This is a genomic window from Arthrobacter sp. 05T423 (assembly GCF_056396245.1).
The window spans coordinates 55,690-69,530 of sequence record NZ_JBFTLC010000014.1 but is presented as its reverse complement, the minus strand read 5'-3'; the positions used below and the strand labels follow the sequence as shown (position 1 = coordinate 69,530).

The following is a 13,841-nucleotide window of genomic DNA, read 5'->3' as shown; positions in this document are numbered from 1 at the left end:
TTTTGACTAGATCACAATAAGGCGAGGCTAAGTTCCTGCTGAGGCTAGAGTTGCCGGGTGGGAAAACTTCTGGCTGATATCACCCCGCTGCGCGAGAGCACTGATTTCCGGCGGCTGTGGCTAGGGTCGGCGGTCTCCAATGTGGGCAGCCAGCTCACCCTCGTGGCGGTCGGCCTGGAGGTATACCGGCTGACCCACGACAGCCTGTACGTCGGGCTGCTCAGCATCTTTGCCCTGGTGCCGCTGGTGCTGGGTGGCCTGCTGGGCGGGTCCATCGCCGACTCCCACGACCGCCGTACGGTGGCGCTTCTTTCGTCCGCAGTACTGTGGCTGACCACCGGCGGCCTGGCCCTGCAGGCCTGGCTGGAGGTGGGCAATGTGTGGCTGCTGTACGGGCTGGTGGCCGTGCAAAGCGGTGCCCAGGCGATTAATCAGCCGGCCCGCAGCGCCATCATTCCCGCCCTGCTGCGGAAAGAGCTCCTGCCGGCCGCCAATGCACTCAGCATGATCACCATTGGCCTGTCCATGACGGCGGGTCCGCTGCTCGCCGGTGTCCTGGTGGCCAGCGTCGGCTTCGGCTGGACCTACACCCTGGACGTCGTCAGTTTCATCTTTGCCTTCTGGGCCCTGCTGAAGCTTCCGCCCATGCCGCCCGGCGAGGAAGCGGGGCGGGCCGGGATGCGGTCCGTCGTGGAGGGCTTCCGGTTCCTGGGGACCCGGCCCAACCTGCGGATGACGTTCATCATCGACCTCATCGCCATGATCCTCGCCCAGCCGCGGGCACTGCTGCCGGCCGTGGGCGCCCTCATGATCGGCGGCGGGGAAGCCACGGTGGGTATCCTGCTGGCCTCCGTCGCGGTGGGAGCCTTCCTTGCCGGCCTCTTTTCCGGGCCCCTCGGCGCGGTGCGGCGGCAGGGGACCGCGGTGGTGTGGTCCGTCATGGGCTGGGGTGGCTCCTTTGCGGCGTTCGGCCTCGTGGTGGTCCTGGCCGGACGGTCCGGCTCCGGCGGCGTGACGTTCTGGCTGATTCCGGCCGCGCTATGTTGCGCCCTGGCGGGAATCGCGGACTCGGTGAGCGCCGTGTTCCGCACCACCATCCTGCAGGCTGCGACACCGGACCACCTGCGCGGCCGGCTGCAGGGCGTCTTCATTGTGGTGGTGGCCGGAGGTCCGCGGCTGGGCGACATGCTGGCCGGTGGCGGCACTAAAATTCTTAGTGAGGGCTGGGTTCTGCTGGTTGGTGGCGTCCTGTGCATCGTGGTGGCCTGGACGGTGGCGCGGTGGGAATCCGGCTTCCTCAAGTACGACGCGCGGAACCCGGTTCCGTAGCGGCGGGGCCGGTTCCGACTTCCGAGCTGTGGAGGCTAAAGTGCACAATCACAACAACGGGCTGAAAACCGCGGCCCTGTTCGGCGTGCTGTGGGCGATCCTGCTGGGCCTGGGCGCCCTCATTGCCGCCAACACCCGCAGCTCCGCCCCGATTCTGGTCATGGCGCTGATCGGCGTCGGAACCACGGCCTACGGCTACTGGAACAGCGACAAGATCGCGCTCCGGTCCATGCAGGCCTACCCCGTCTCCGAAGCCCAGGCCCCGCAGTTGTACCAGATCGTCCGGGAGCTCTCCGCCCGCGCCAACCAGCCCGTGCCGCGGATCTACGTCTCGCCCACGATGGCGCCCAATGCCTTCGCCACCGGGCGGAACCCGCAGAATGCGGCCGTCTGCTGCACGGAGGGGATCCTGCAGCTGCTCACCCCCCGGGAACTCCGGGGCGTCCTTGGACACGAGCTCATGCACGTCTACAACCGCGACATCCTGACCTCGTCAGTGGCCGCGGCGGTGGCTGGCGTCATCACCTCGGTAGGGCAGATGCTGCTGTTCTTTGGCGGCGGGGAACGGCGCAACTCGAACCCGCTGGCTCTCATCGCCATGGCGCTGCTGGCGCCGCTGGCGGCGTCGCTGATCCAGGTGGCCATCTCGCGCACCCGGGAGTACGACGCCGACGAGGACGGTTCGCAGCTCACCGGCGATCCGCTGGCGCTCGCCTCCGCCCTGCGCAAGATCCACCAGGGCGTCCAGGCCGCGCCGCTGCCGCAGGACCAGCGGCTGGTCAACGCCTCGCACCTGATGATCGCGAACCCGTTCCGCGGCGGCGGGCTCAGCAAGCTCTTCGCGACGCACCCGCCGATGCAGGACCGCATCAACCGACTGGAACGGATGGCGGGCCGGCCGCTCAGCTGAGCGCCGACGTCGTACTTCCCGCTCCGCGACACGCGCCGCACCCTGCGACGCGCACAACGCCTGGAGCGGCCGGGAATACCCGTAGCGAGCGGAAATGCGGTCGTCGCTGCCGTAACGGGCATCCAGTTCGGCCCGTTGCATGCTGCGGAGCATGGCCCCGTCGTCGCCGTCCCACGGCTCAGGGGTGACCGCGAAATCCACGTCCTGTCCTCGCCCCACGTCCCAAAGTCCGGCGCGCCGGACGAGCAAAAGGGCCGGGGACCCGCGCAGTGGCGAGTCCCCGGCCCGTTTACGCTTCCTAGCTGCGGAAGTTCACGAACTGAAGGTCGGCCTCGTCGAAGTCCTTCAGCAGTGCCATGGTGGCCTGCAGGTCGTCGCGGGACTTGGATGTGACGCGGAGTTCATCGCCCTGGATCTGGGACTTGACGGACTTGGGGCCCTCGTCGCGGATCAGCTTGTTGATCTTCTTGGCGAGGTCCTGCGCGATGCCTTCCTTGATGGAGGCCTCCAACCGGTATTCCTTGCCGGACGCGTAGGGCTCGCCGGTGTCCAGGGACTTTAGCGAGATGCCGCGGCGGATGAGCTTGGACTGCAGCACGTCCAGTACGGCCAGCACGCGTTCCTCGGAATTCGCCTTCATCAGGATCTTCTCGCCGCTGAAGTCGACCTCGGCTCCGACGCCCTTGAAGTCGTAACGCTGGGCGAGTTCCTTCTGCGCCTGGTTCAGCGCGTTGGCCACCTCCTGCTTGTCTACCTTGCTTACGACGTCGAATGTGGACTCGCCTGCCATGACTCTCCTTTGCTGGTGCCTGCGTCGCCCGGGCTGTGAGGCTCCGGGCAGGGTGTTGATATCTGGATTCCAGCGTAGTACGGATGGCGGTGATGTGAAGCTGGGCGGCATTCACAGTTCACTCATAGCCGAGTCATGGCGGGAACGAAGTTTCGGCATCCAGAGTTGTAGCAGTTGGAAGCCGCTCCGGAAGGAATGCAATGACCCATAAGGCCGTCCGCTACGTCACCAAGTCCACCGCCGCAGCCGCCGGAACCATCGCCACCGCCGCCTCATCCGTGGCCGCCGCGGCCGTGGCTGCATCCATCATTCTCAGCCCCGTCGCCGACGCCTCCACCCGCCTTGAAGGCGTGCAGGCAGATCTGCAGCGGGCAGTGCAGCTCAACCAGATCACCGAGGAGCAGGCGCTGCGGTTCGAGGCCAAGCTGGCAGGCCGGATCCTCGGCGAAGCCTGATTTTCCGGGCTTTTTGGGCCTGCAGATCCCCGATTTTATTCTTCGGCAGAAGTTCTGTAAGGTTGTCTTGCCCGCGGTTGATGGAAACACCGGCCGGGGTGATCTTCTTTTGAAGTTCGGCAGATTACCCGAGCGGCCAAAGGGGGCTGACTGTAAATCAGCTGGCAACGCCTACGGGGGTTCGAATCCCTCATCTGCCACATTTGAAAGACCTCCGGAACCTACTGGTTCCGGAGGTCTTTTGTTTTCTCCGCTTTGGGGCGGCCCGGTCAGTTCAGCGCAATGACCAGCATCTGGGTGGTGCCCGGAATGCAGGTCTGCAGGACTGCCCGGGGGAACCCGCCGAACACCGCCGCCACATCGTTCGTGGTGCCGGGGTTCGGAACCTGGCTGCGGGCCGAGACCGTGTAGGAGCCGTAGCCCGGAATGTCCACCCGTTCACCGACACTGATGCCCGAGAACCGGGCCCAGCCGCCGCAGAAGTCGTGCTCGGTGATGAAGAGCGAGTAGCCGTCGGTGGGCGTGAAATGGATGGGGCCAATGCAGCTGTCCACCATCGCCTGGCCGCCGGCGCCAGCCACGTAGATGGTCCGGACAGCCGGAGCCGGAGCAGGAACTGCAGCCGGGGCGGGAGCCGGCGCGGGCGCCGGGACTGCCGCCGGAGCCTGTACGGCCACGGGCACCGCGGGTCCGCTGAGCCTGAGGGTCTGGCCGGGAACGATGACGGAGCTGGGTCCAAGACCGTTGGCACTCAGCACGCCGCCGGTGCTGACGTTGAAGCGCGCCGCAATGGAGCTCACTGTGTCGCCGGCGGCCACCCTGTACGTGGTGGGCTGCGCAGGGGCCGGTGCAACCTTGCTGACGGTTGCCGTTTTCGCTGCGGGCGCCTTGGCTGGGGCCTTGGCTGCTGTTGGTGCCTTGACGGTCACCTTCGCTGGCTGCTTGGCAACGGTCTTGGCGGCCACCTTCGCGGGTGCTTTGGCTTGCGCCCTGGTGGCGGGTGCTGCCGCCAGCGCCTTGGCCGGTGCGCTGGCGGCCGGAGCCGGGGCTGCCGCCACAGCTACCGCCGGCGTCGGGGCGGGCGACTGTTCGACGGCGGCCGGTTGGCTTACGGCGGCAGCCGGGCTGCCGCCGTCGGACGCCACCAGCGCGCTGACGCCCGCCGACGCCGCCAGCAGGGCGGCGGACACCGCTGCCGAAATGAGCAGCACCCGGGCCGGCTTTCCGGCCAGCGGACGGTGCCGGCCGGCCCGGTTCGGGCTGCTGAAGTTCGGAGGCGCCGACGGCACGCGCTGCGGATCGTTTTCGTGGCCAGAGGTGATCTGGGGATCTGGCGTCTCCTGATGGTTCATGGCGGACCTTTGATTCGTGCGCAGGCGGTGTCCGGATGCGCGTCGGACGGTGACGCGCAGACACAGGAGGCGCTCGGGCCCGCGGGGCGGAAGCACGGCATATGGGGCGCATGACCGCTATTCATGAGTGATGCACGCTGCTCGCTAGCGCGCCGGCCCCAGCCTGATTCGAGTGTAGGGAGCCCGCACAGGCACTGCACGAGTAGGGAATACCTGTTTTTCCGGGAGCGGGCACTTGTTTTCCCCTATATGGGTCAGTGCGCCGCCATATAGGACAGTGCAGCGCCATAGGACAGTGCAGCGCGTGCACTGAGGATGGCCCCGGGCGCGTGGGTCCAGCAGCCGGGCCTGAGCGGCACACGGCTGGAGCAGAATATTCCCGGTGACGCGGGAAGCGAACAAGGCTTCGGGCCGCGGGACTTACGGACACGGCTCGCGTACGGTTGAACCATGGCTACCGTTGACATCACAGGTGAACAGTTCGCATCGACCATCGAGGGCAACGACATTGTCCTGGTGGACTTCTGGGCTGAATGGTGTGGCCCCTGCCGCCAGTTCGCACCCACGTACTCTGCGGCGTCGGAGAAGCACCCGGACGTCGTCTTCGCGAAGGTGGACACCGAAGCCGAGCAGCAGCTGGCAGCGGAGGCGGGCATCTCCTCGATCCCCACGCTGATGGTGTTCCGCGAGAAGGTGCTGGTCTTCTCACAGCCCGGCGCGCTGCCCGCCCCGCAGCTCGAGCAGGTCATCGACGCCGTCAAGGCCCTCGACATGGAGGAAGTCCACGCCCATGTGGCCCGTTCCCGGGCCGAGGCTGCCGCGGCGGCGGGAAACAGCGGCAAGGCTGCCGGCCCCCAGGACGGCTCACAGATCCCCGACTTCTAAGCGCGCGGTTTAAACAGCCACGCGGGGTCACTTAGCGCCCAATAACCCTTCGGTATTGGGCGCTAAGCGACCCCGCGTTGTTTGTTCTGGCCCGCCGCTCTGTTCTTTGTTGTTGGGGGGACTAGAGGCGTTCCACCTGGGCAGGTTCGGCCAGGAGGGCGCTGAGGGATTCATTCAGGTCCTGCAGGGCAATTCCCTTGGAGTGTGCATCAAGGGCTTCTTCCGACTCCCACCGTTCGGTGAGGACCAGCTTCTCCTCCGTCGCCTCCGTGAGCTCGTACCGGATGCAGCCGGGCTCGCTGACCACCTCGTCAATGGCGATTTCCAGTGCGAGCTTCACTCGGAAGAACTCGCCGTCGTTGGGGATGAAGGTGGCCTGCAGGTCGATGGGTGCACTCATGGATTTCACAATACCGGCCCCAACCCGCGTGCCCGGACCTTGTTACAACCGGACGGGCCGGCCGTACCGCTTCTCTAGTGCCGGGCCAGTTGATAGGTTGCCATCATGCGCGCTTATACCGCCGGGGACGCAGACGTCCCCCTGCTCGAGGAAACCATCGGCCAGAATTTCGAGCGCGTGGTGGCGCAGTTCCCGCTGCATGACGCGCTGATCGAGGCCGCCGCGGTGCCAGGGGCGGACGCCCGCCGCTGGAGCTACACCAAACTGAACGACGACGTCGACCGTCTGGCCCGCGCGCTCCTCGCCCTGGGCGTCGCCAAGGGAGAACGGATCGGCATCTGGAGCCCGAACTGCGCGGAGTGGACCATCCTGCAGTACGCCACCGCGAAGATCGGGGCCATCCTCGTCAACGTGAACCCTTCCTACCGCAGTCACGAGCTGGAGTTCGTGGTGAAGCAAAACGGCATGCGGATGCTTGTCACGGCGCCCTCGGACCGGACCAGCGACTACGTGGGGATGGCCCGCCAGGCGCTCGCGGGATGCCCGGACCTCCGCGAGCTCGTCTTCCTGCCGGACCTCGATATGGAAGGACTCGACGCCGGCGTCCCTTTGGATGAGCAGGAACTGACGTTCGCTGAGCTGCTGAAGCGGGCGGACGCCGTCGGGCATTCCGAGCTGAAAGCACGGATGGCCGGACTCGATCCGCACGATCCGATCAACCTGCAGTACACTTCCGGAACCACCGGCTTCCCCAAGGGAGCCACGCTCACGCACCACAACATCCTTAACAACGGGTACTCCATCGGCGAACTGCTGGGCTACACCGAACATGACCGCGTGGTGATTCCGGTGCCGTTCTACCACTGCTTCGGGATGGTGATCGGCAACCTGAACGCGCTGAGCCACGGTGCGGCGACGATCATTCCGGGACGAGGGTTCACGGCGGCCGCCGCGCTGGAGGCCGTACAGGATTTCGGCGGAACCTCCCTGTACGGGGTTCCCACCATGTTCATCGCCGAACTCGCGCTGCCCGACTTCGCCTCCTATGACCTGTCCACGCTCCGCACCGGGGTGATGGCCGGTTCGCTGTGCCCCATCGAGGTGATGAACCGCGTGATTTCCGAGATGAACATGAAGGACGTGGCCATCTGCTACGGCATGACCGAGACGTCGCCGGTGTCCACCATGACCCGCGACGGGGACACGCTGCAGCAGCGGACGGAAACCGTGGGGCGGACCATGCCGCGGCTGGAAAGCAAGATCGTGGACCTGGCCGGGGAAGTCCTGGAGCGTGGCGAGATCGGTGAACTGTGTACCCGCGGCTACGCCGTCATGGAGGGGTACTGGAACCAGCCTGAGAAGACGGCCGAGGCCATCGATGCCGAGGGCTGGATGCACACCGGCGACCTGGCGCGAATGGACCCCGAGGGGTACGTGGTGATTGAGGGCCGGATGAAGGACATGGTGATCCGCGGCGGCGAGAACATCTACCCGCGCGAGATCGAGGAGTTCCTCTATATGCACCCCTCCATACAGGACGTGCAAGTGATCGGTGTGCCGGATGCCAATTACGGCGAGGAACTCATGGCCTGCATCATCCTGAAGGCCGGAGCGGCACCGTTGGATGCGGCGGAGGTGGCGGAGTTCTGCCGCGGGAAGCTCGCGCACTACAAGGTGCCCCGCTACATCGAGGTCCGCGACAGCTTCCCCATGACCGTGTCCGGGAAGATCCGCAAGGTGGAGATGCGCGAGGAGGCCATCGCCCGGCTGGGCCTCTGAGGCGCGAACGGGCTTCTAAAGCAACGCGGGGTCAGATATCGCCCGGTGGGAGGCCCCGATTGGGCGATATCTGACCCCGCGTCGCTGTCTCCGGCATTGGGGCTGTGGATAACTCCCAAACGACCCGGCAGACCGCAAGAATAGTTCCCATGGCCCGCCCGACCCCCCTCCCGGACACCCTTCACCAATTGCCGTTTACCGTGTACGAATCGCGGGCGCTCGGGGTGACGGAGAAACGGCTCCGCGCCAAAGACCTGTCCGACGGCGGACGTCTCATCTATCTGCCGGAGGGGCGGTTCCTCGACCTGCACGGACGGGCCCGGGTGCTGGCAGCGGCAACGCCAGGGGCCTGGGTGTCGCATCAGACAGCAGCCGAGCTCACGCTGCTGGGGCTGCCGCCATGGATGGAGGGGGAGCCCGTTCACCTCAGCAAACCGCACGAGCTGCCACGGGTGCGGCGCGCCGGAGTGACCGGTCACCGCGTCCGTGTGATTCCGGGCGAAATCGGGGAGTGCGGCGGTATTCCCATCTCCGTGCCGCCCCGAACCTGGCTCGACCTCGCAGCCGCGCTACCCCTGAAGTACGTCGTGGCCATGGGGGACCAGCTGATCCGGATGCCGAGGCCTCAGTTCGAAGGCCGCTCGGCGCCGTATGCCTACAAGGAGGGGCTGCGCCTGCTCATCCGGCAGCACCCCAACATGAAGGGTGTGGAGAAGGCAAGGCTGGCGCTGGACGAAATGAGAGTGGGGGCCGATTCCTACCCTGAAACTTTCCTTAGGATTGCGATGTTGGATGCGCACATGCCGGAGCCGGAACTGCAGGTGCGCCTGGACCCCCAAGGTCCCTGGTCACCAACTGCCGACCTCGGGTACCGGCGTTTCCGGATCGCACTGCAGTACGACGGCGAGCATCACCTTTCGCGTGAACAGCAGTCCCGCGATAACCGGCGCGACGAAGCGTTTACTAGTGCAGGGTGGTCCTACTTCAAGGTGAACGCCGACGATATGGATGAGGGATTCCGGGGCGTGATCAGCCGGGTCAAAGGTGCGAAACGCCGCGCGGCCTAGGGCAACGCGGGGTCAGATATCGCCCGGTGGAGGCGCTTCATTGGGCGCGAAGTGACCCCGCGTTGCAGTTAGGCGGGGTCAGTGTCCGCGGTGGTCCTGGATGGTCATCCGGGGACCGAAGGTGGGTTTCCGGAAGCCGCTCAGGCCGAGCATGCGGACCACCCGCTGCCGGTGTCCCCTCCACGGTTCCAGCAGCGCCAGCATGCCGGCGTCGTCCGTCCGCCGTCCGGTCAGCGCGGCGCCGACGTACGCGGCCAGATGATAGTCACCCACCGCGATGGAGTCGGGGCAGCCGTGCGTCCGCTGGACCACCTCGGCGGCCGTCCACACGCCGATTCCAGGGATGGTATGCATCTTGGCGGCTGCATCCGCAGCCGGGAGGGAAGCCAGCCGTTCAAGCGCGACGGCGGAGCGCAGGGCGCGCATCACGGTCGCCGACCGCTGCGGGCCGACTCCCGCCTTGTGCCACTCCCAGGAAGGAATGCGGAGCCATCCCTCGGCGGTGGGCCGGACCAGCAGTCCGGCCGGTGCGGCGGTACCGGTGCCGGGGGCGGGCGTGCCATGGCGGTACATGAGGTACCGGAAAGCCCGCCGCGCCTCGACGACGGTGACCTTCTGCTCCAGGATTGTGGGCACGAGCGAATCGACCATCCGCCCGGTGGACGGGAGACGGACGTCGGGGTTCCGGCGTCGGGCCTCACGGACCATGCGGGGGAGTGTTGCCGAGAAGGAAAGCTCGTCAAACGCCGACCAGTCGTCATCGGCGCCGAGGAGCCGGGGAACGCCTGCGAGGGCGGCGCCGGACCCGGGACCCCAGGCCTGGGCATCGATGCACGGGCCGCCTGCTGCCAGGTCACCGGGCAGGTCACCGGCGCGTTCATCCGCCTCCGTGAGCCGCAGCGTGACGGGGCCATCCGGCGTCGTGAACGCCATCCACAGCCCGTCCGGCCGCGAGGAGAAGGAGGGGTCGCCGTTGCCGCGCATCAGGATGCCCAGGGTCCGCTGCAGGTTGTACGGGCCGCCCGGAAACCACCTGAGGGACGCGTCCGCCGCGGCTGCCAGCCGGGCAGGGGCGTCAGCAATGGTCATGTAATCATCGTCCCACGCCGCACTGACAAACCTGCCGCCGGGGCGGGCGGCGGGCTTTCCGAGGGCCCTTAAACCGCGCCCGCCGCAGGACTACAATCCGCAGTGTGGCGCGGGTCCGCCGCGTCCCTTCCTTCGAGTTGTAGGAGATCGCAATGGGTGGAGTGGTGCATTTCGAAATCCCCGCGGACGACCAGGACCGCGCGAGAAACTTCTACAACCAGGCCCTCGGCTGGCGGATCGACCCCATGCCGGAAATGGACTACAACGTGGTGATTACCACGCCGATGGACGAAAAGACCGGCAGGCCCACCGGGCCGGGTGCCATCAACGGCGGCATGATGGCCAGGGAAGGGGAGCTGACCACGCCGGTCATCACCGTGGACGTCGAGGACATCGATGCGACGCTGCGGACAGTTGAGCAGCTGGGAGGTTCCGTGGTGAAGCCCAAGGCGACCATCCCGGGCATGGGGCACTACGCCTACTTCAAGGACACCGAGGGCAACATCCTGGGGCTCTGGGAGAACCTCCCGGCCGACGCCGCCGGTGCCGGTGCCGGCCAAGGTTAGGAGCCCGCTGACCTACTCCGCCCCGAAACGGCCGCGGCCCTCCACCGGGATCAGCGGTTTCTGGCCGCGGATCCGCAGTTCCTGCACGGCCCAGGTGTTGCCGTCCGGGTCGCTGAACCCGAAAAAGGTGCCGCCGTCCCGCTCGTCGAAAACGGTGATCTCGCTCGCCTCCACCCCTCGGCTGAGCAGCTCGTCGCGCGCCGCCTGCGCATCCGCAACCACGAGCTGCAGGCCCCGCATGGAGCCAGGCGCCATCTCGTTGTGCGACGGCAGGTCACCGATCACGATGGAACACCCCGAACCCGGAGGCGTCAGCTGGACCACGTGCATGTGCTCGTTCTGCGTGTCGTGGTCCAGATTGAAGCCGACCTTGTCCCGGTAGAACTCCACAGCCTTCCCAATGTCACTTACGGGCAGCACAACCACTTCGAGGGTCCAGTCCAAGTCACGGTTCCTTTCAACGGCACTGAAGTTCGGCGCCCGGGCTTGGGTGCCGATGCCAGCTTGCCCTGCCCGGGCAGGCCTTGGCTAGTACTTCGGCGAGTGCCGCGGCAACGGCAAGGCGGGCGGTCACGGCATCCCGTTCCCCAGCCAGAGCGCCAGGACCGCCAAGGGAAGCGCCACGACAACGGCCACCACGCCGGCCACCGCGAAGCCGCCCCAGCGCACGCGCAGGTTGAGGGTCTGCAGCCGCTCGTGCCACAGGAGCGTGGCGAGCGACGCCCACGGCGATATGAGCGGACCGAGGTTCACCCCGATCAGGAGTGCGCCCAGCCGCAGCGGCGATCCGGTCGCAGGCTCCAGGGCCAGGTAGGCGGGGAGGTTGTTGGCGATGTTGGCCGAGCCGGCGCCCAGCGCTGCGAGGCGCAGCAGGTCCGGGAACGTCTGGCCCGTCCCGGCGGCGGGGGCCAGCGCTTCGGTGAGGCCATGCGAGTGCAGGGTCTCAACCACCATGAACAGCCCGGCGGTCAGCATCAGCGGGCGCCATGGCAGCATCGACCAGCGAAGGGCTGCCGGCCGCCGCCACAGGAACATGGCCACCAGGAACCCTGCCGCGAGGGCAGCAGGAACCGCGACGGGAACACCGGAAACCAGCGCCGGAAACAGCACCAGCAGCGTGCCGGCCGATGCCCGGAGCAGCATCCGGTCCCCTGCCGTATGGGCCGGCTGCGGCCCGTACCGGCCACGAAGGTCACGGTGGAACGCGAGCCACAGCAGCAGCGCCGGCACCACCACGCCGACGGCGGCGGGCGCCCACATCAGCCTGGCGAATCCCAGCGGGCTCAGAGACATTTTCGACTGCGCCAACAGGTTCGTGAGGTTGGAGACCGGCAGGAACAGGGACGCCGTGTTGGCCAGCCAGACGGTGCTCAAGGCGAACGGCAGGGGCGGGATCTTCGCGTGGACGGCGAGCAGCACCACCACGGGGGTCACCAGCACCGCAGTGGTGTCGAGCGACAGAAAAGCCGTGGCCACGGAGGACAGGCCAAGGACAAAGAGCCACAGCAGGAAGACGCTGCCCCGGCCCAGCGCCGAAATGCGGTCCGTCACCACACGGAACAGCCCCGCATCGTCAACCAGTTCCGTGACAACGGTCATTGCCACCACGAAGGCGAGGACAGGGACCGTGCGCCCCGCCAACTCCCCGAACGCGGGCCATGGCAGAAGGCCGCCGGCAAGGCAGCCGCCCCCGGCAAGCAGCATGGAGCCCGGCAGCAGGTAGCTCCGCATATTCTTCGGTATTCGCAGGCGCGCCACCGCCCAATCTTCGCACCGAAAGCCCCTGGGACTGCCAGCGAGCCCAAGACGGTAAGTTGGTACCCATGAAGTACGCCCAGTCAGTCCTGGACCTCATCGGCAACACCCCGCTCATCAAGCTGAACCACGTCACGGAGGGCATCAAAGCCACCGTCCTCGTGAAGCTGGAATACGTGAACCCTGGCGGATCCATCAAGGACCGCATTGCGGCGAAGATGGTCGAGGAAGCCGAGCGCGACGGCAAGCTCAAGCCCGGCGGCACCATCATCGAACCCACCTCCGGGAACACCGGCGTCGGTCTGGCCCTGGTGGCCCAGCAAAAGGGCTACAAGTGCATTTTCGTGGTCCCGGACAAGGTGGGCGAGGACAAGCGCGCGGTCCTGGCGGCCTACGGCGCCGAAGTGGTAGTGACGCCCACCGCCGTCGAACCCGACAGCCCGCAGAGCTACTACGGCGTGTCAGACCGCCTGGTCACCGAGACCCCCGGCGCGTACAAGCCGGACCAGTTTTCCAACCCCGCCGCGCCGCTGAGCCACTACGAGACCACCGGCCCCGAGATCTGGCGGGACACCGACGGCAAAGTGACGCACTGCGTCATCGGCGCCGGCACCGGCGGCACCATCACCGGCACCGGCCGCTACCTCAAGGAGGTGTCGGCGGACCGTCCGGAGTCCGACGGCGGCCGGGTCAGGATTATCGGGGCCGACCCCGAAGGCTCTGTCTACTCAGGCGGCACCGGGCGCCCGTACTTCGTGGAGGGCGTGGGCGAGGACATGTGGCCCGCCAACTACGACAAGTCGGTCCCGGACCAGGTCCTCGCCGTCAGCGACGCCGACTCGTTCGCCATGACCCGGCGGCTTGCCCGCGAGGAGGGCCTGCTGGTGGGCGGCTCCTCCGGCATGGCCGTGGTGGCCGCCCTGCGCACCGCCCGGGACCTCCCCGAGGACGCGGTGGTGGTGGTGATCCTGCCAGACTCCGGCCGCGGCTATCTCGCCAAGATCTTCAACGACCAGTGGATGCGCTCGTACGGCTTCCTCTCCGGCGGCGAGGAGGCGTCCGTGGGCGAGGTCATCAAGTTCAAGACGGGCGAACTGCCGGACCTGGTGCACATCCACCCGAACGAAACCGTCCGCGACGTCATCACCATCATGAATGAGTTCGGCGTCAGCCACATCCCGGTCCTCTCCGCGGAGCCGCCCGTGGTGATGGGCGAAGTGCTCGGGGCCGTCGACGAACGGACCCTCACCGCCAAGCTGTTCCGCGGCGAGGCCAGGCTGACGGACAAGATCGCCGAGCACATGGGGGAGAAACTGCCGGTGATCGGCTCGCTCGAAACCATCTCCGCCGCCCGCGAACTGCTCTCCGACGTCGACACCGTGATGGTGACGTTCGTCGGCGCGCCCATAGGCATCCTGACCCGCCACGACCTCCTCGCCTACCTCAGCAACTGATCGAAGGAGC

General features: G+C 67.0%; 14 protein-coding genes and 1 tRNA gene. 9 read left to right on the top strand and 6 right to left on the bottom strand.

Annotated elements, in window-relative coordinates; translation table 11 throughout:
• Positions 1-57 precede the first annotated feature (57 nt).
• Positions 58-1,329 carry an MFS transporter gene (locus AC1DFE_RS12400; protein ID WP_476906173.1) on the top strand — a complete coding sequence of 424 codons (1,272 nt, stop codon included), beginning with the start codon at positions 58-60 and terminating at the stop codon, positions 1,327-1,329.
• A gap of 40 nt (positions 1,330-1,369) precedes the next feature.
• Positions 1,370-2,239 (top strand): zinc metalloprotease HtpX, encoded by an 870-nt coding sequence (gene htpX / locus AC1DFE_RS12395; protein WP_476906172.1) that lies wholly within the window; start codon positions 1,370-1,372, stop codon positions 2,237-2,239.
• Positions 2,240-2,537: 298 nt separating this feature from the next.
• On the opposite strand, the gene AC1DFE_RS12390 is transcribed toward htpX, so the two are convergent.
• Positions 2,538-3,029 (bottom strand): YajQ family cyclic di-GMP-binding protein, encoded by a 492-nt coding sequence (locus AC1DFE_RS12390; protein ID WP_476906171.1) that lies wholly within the window; start codon positions 3,027-3,029, stop codon positions 2,538-2,540.
• 200 nt (positions 3,030-3,229) lie between these two features.
• Between AC1DFE_RS12390 and AC1DFE_RS12385 the strand changes: the two genes are divergently transcribed.
• Entirely contained in the window at positions 3,230-3,484 is a 255-nt protein-coding gene (locus AC1DFE_RS12385) for a hypothetical protein (protein ID WP_476906170.1), read from the top strand.
• 118 nt (positions 3,485-3,602) lie between these two features.
• Positions 3,603-3,684 (top strand) — tRNA-Tyr (locus AC1DFE_RS12380).
• A 69-nt stretch (positions 3,685-3,753) separates the two neighbouring features.
• Here AC1DFE_RS12380 and AC1DFE_RS12375 read toward each other — a convergent pair.
• On the bottom strand, positions 3,754-4,836 hold the full coding sequence (locus tag AC1DFE_RS12375) for a LysM peptidoglycan-binding domain-containing protein (RefSeq protein ID WP_476906169.1): 1,083 nt from the start codon (positions 4,834-4,836) through the stop codon (positions 3,754-3,756).
• 450 nt (positions 4,837-5,286) lie between these two features.
• Between AC1DFE_RS12375 and trxA the strand changes: the two genes are divergently transcribed.
• Positions 5,287-5,721, top strand: coding sequence for a thioredoxin (trxA, locus tag AC1DFE_RS12370; protein ID WP_476906168.1), 435 nt, complete (start codon positions 5,287-5,289; stop codon positions 5,719-5,721).
• Positions 5,722-5,842: 121 nt separating this feature from the next.
• On the opposite strand, the gene AC1DFE_RS12365 is transcribed toward trxA, so the two are convergent.
• On the bottom strand, positions 5,843-6,121 hold the full coding sequence (locus tag AC1DFE_RS12365) for a putative quinol monooxygenase (protein WP_476906167.1): 279 nt from the start codon (positions 6,119-6,121) through the stop codon (positions 5,843-5,845).
• 105 nt (positions 6,122-6,226) lie between these two features.
• Here AC1DFE_RS12365 and AC1DFE_RS12360 point away from each other — a divergent pair, with 105 nt between their 5' ends.
• On the top strand, positions 6,227-7,900 hold the full coding sequence (locus AC1DFE_RS12360) for an AMP-binding protein (RefSeq protein WP_476906166.1): 1,674 nt from the start codon (positions 6,227-6,229) through the stop codon (positions 7,898-7,900).
• A gap of 149 nt (positions 7,901-8,049) precedes the next feature.
• Entirely contained in the window at positions 8,050-8,967 is a 918-nt protein-coding gene (locus tag AC1DFE_RS12355; RefSeq protein ID WP_476906165.1) for a hypothetical protein, read from the top strand.
• 78 nt (positions 8,968-9,045) lie between these two features.
• On the opposite strand, the gene AC1DFE_RS12350 is transcribed toward AC1DFE_RS12355, so the two are convergent.
• On the bottom strand, positions 9,046-10,056 hold the full coding sequence (locus AC1DFE_RS12350) for a DNA-3-methyladenine glycosylase family protein (protein ID WP_476906164.1): 1,011 nt from the start codon (positions 10,054-10,056) through the stop codon (positions 9,046-9,048).
• A gap of 152 nt (positions 10,057-10,208) precedes the next feature.
• On the opposite strand from AC1DFE_RS12350, the gene AC1DFE_RS12345 reads away from it, so the two are divergent.
• Positions 10,209-10,622: a VOC family protein gene (locus AC1DFE_RS12345; RefSeq protein ID WP_476906163.1), complete on the top strand. Its 414-nt coding sequence runs from the start codon at positions 10,209-10,211 to the stop codon at positions 10,620-10,622.
• 12 nt (positions 10,623-10,634) lie between these two features.
• On the opposite strand, the gene AC1DFE_RS12340 is transcribed toward AC1DFE_RS12345, so the two are convergent.
• Together AC1DFE_RS12340 and AC1DFE_RS12335 are read right to left on the bottom strand one after the other, a co-directional pair.
• Complete coding sequence (locus AC1DFE_RS12340) at positions 10,635-11,066, bottom strand: VOC family protein (RefSeq protein WP_476906162.1); 432 nt, start codon at positions 11,064-11,066, stop codon at positions 10,635-10,637.
• Positions 11,067-11,192: 126 nt separating this feature from the next.
• Positions 11,193-12,353, bottom strand: coding sequence for an SLC13 family permease (locus AC1DFE_RS12335; protein WP_476906205.1), 1,161 nt, complete (start codon positions 12,351-12,353; stop codon positions 11,193-11,195).
• A 92-nt stretch (positions 12,354-12,445) separates the two neighbouring features.
• Between AC1DFE_RS12335 and AC1DFE_RS12330 the strand changes: the two genes are divergently transcribed.
• Positions 12,446-13,831, top strand: a complete 1,386-nt coding sequence (locus tag AC1DFE_RS12330; RefSeq protein WP_476906161.1) for a cystathionine beta-synthase — start codon at positions 12,446-12,448, stop codon at positions 13,829-13,831.
• Positions 13,832-13,841: the final 10 nt, after the last annotated feature.

Excerpts from the sequence above, each read along its gene's own strand:
- AC1DFE_RS12390 (WP_476906171.1), bottom strand. The coding sequence starts at position 3,029 with ATGGCAGGCGAGTCCACATTCGACGTCGTAAGCAAGGTAGACAAGCAG.
- AC1DFE_RS12385 (WP_476906170.1), top strand. The coding sequence starts at position 3,230 with ATGACCCATAAGGCCGTCCGCTACGTCACCAAGTCCACCGCCGCAGCC.
- AC1DFE_RS12375 (WP_476906169.1), bottom strand. The coding sequence starts at position 4,836 with ATGAACCATCAGGAGACGCCAGATCCCCAGATCACCTCTGGCCACGAA.
- trxA (WP_476906168.1), top strand. The coding sequence starts at position 5,287 with ATGGCTACCGTTGACATCACAGGTGAACAGTTCGCATCGACCATCGAG.
- AC1DFE_RS12365 (WP_476906167.1), bottom strand. The coding sequence starts at position 6,121 with ATGAGTGCACCCATCGACCTGCAGGCCACCTTCATCCCCAACGACGGC.
- AC1DFE_RS12360 (WP_476906166.1), top strand. The coding sequence starts at position 6,227 with ATGCGCGCTTATACCGCCGGGGACGCAGACGTCCCCCTGCTCGAGGAA.
- AC1DFE_RS12355 (WP_476906165.1), top strand. The coding sequence starts at position 8,050 with ATGGCCCGCCCGACCCCCCTCCCGGACACCCTTCACCAATTGCCGTTT.
- AC1DFE_RS12350 (WP_476906164.1), bottom strand. The coding sequence starts at position 10,056 with ATGACCATTGCTGACGCCCCTGCCCGGCTGGCAGCCGCGGCGGACGCG.
- AC1DFE_RS12345 (WP_476906163.1), top strand. The coding sequence starts at position 10,209 with ATGGGTGGAGTGGTGCATTTCGAAATCCCCGCGGACGACCAGGACCGC.
- AC1DFE_RS12335 (WP_476906205.1), bottom strand. The coding sequence starts at position 12,353 with ATGCGGAGCTACCTGCTGCCGGGCTCCATGCTGCTTGCCGGGGGCGGC.
- AC1DFE_RS12330 (WP_476906161.1), top strand. The coding sequence starts at position 12,446 with ATGAAGTACGCCCAGTCAGTCCTGGACCTCATCGGCAACACCCCGCTC.